A 706-nucleotide genomic window follows, 5' to 3' on the forward strand; every position below is an offset into this window, starting at 1 on the left:
CACCGGAATTGATGCCGGCCTTCTGGGCAGGACCACCTTCGCTCGGCTGGGTCACGAGAGCGCCCTTGGCGGTCTTGAGGCCGACGCTGTTGGCGATGTCATGGGTCACGTCCTGGATCTGGACGCCCAGGAAACCGCGGGTGACGGTGCCCTTGTCGATGAGCTGCTGCACGATCGGCTTGATGGTGGAAGCGGGGATCGCGAAGGCGATACCGACATTGCCGCCATTGGGCGAGAAGATCGCGGTGTTCATGCCGGCAACCTTGCCCGAAGTATCGAAGGTCGGGCCACCGGAGTTACCGGTGTTCACGGCCGCATCGATCTGCAGGAAATCGCCGTAGGAGGAGCCGCCGATGTCACGGCCACGGGCCGAGACGATACCGGCCGTCACGGTGCCACCGAGGCCGAACGGGTTGCCGACGGCGACGACCCAGTCACCGACGCGGATGGTGTCTTCGGCGAACTGCACGAACGGCAGGTCCTTGCCTTCGACCTTGACCACGGCAACGTCGGTCTTCTCGTCTGTGCCGATCACCTTGGCGGACATCTCGTCGCCGTTGTCGAAGACGACGGTGACCTTGTCGGCATTTTTCACGACGTGGTTGTTGGTGACGATGTAGCCGTCAGCGGAGATGACGAAGCCCGAGCCGGCGGCCTGGTACTTGCGCGGAGCCTGCGGGTTGGAATCGCCGAACTGGTTGCCGAA

1 protein-coding gene is annotated in these 706 nt (G+C 63.7%); it reads right to left on the reverse strand.

The features are described from left to right. A partial coding sequence (locus JP75_RS24720) for a S1C family serine protease (RefSeq protein WP_035087910.1) occupies window positions 1-706 on the reverse strand: 706 nt, incomplete at both ends.

It is taken from the genome of Devosia riboflavina (genome assembly GCF_000743575.1).
Lineage (GTDB): Bacteria > Pseudomonadota > Alphaproteobacteria > Rhizobiales > Devosiaceae > Devosia > Devosia riboflavina.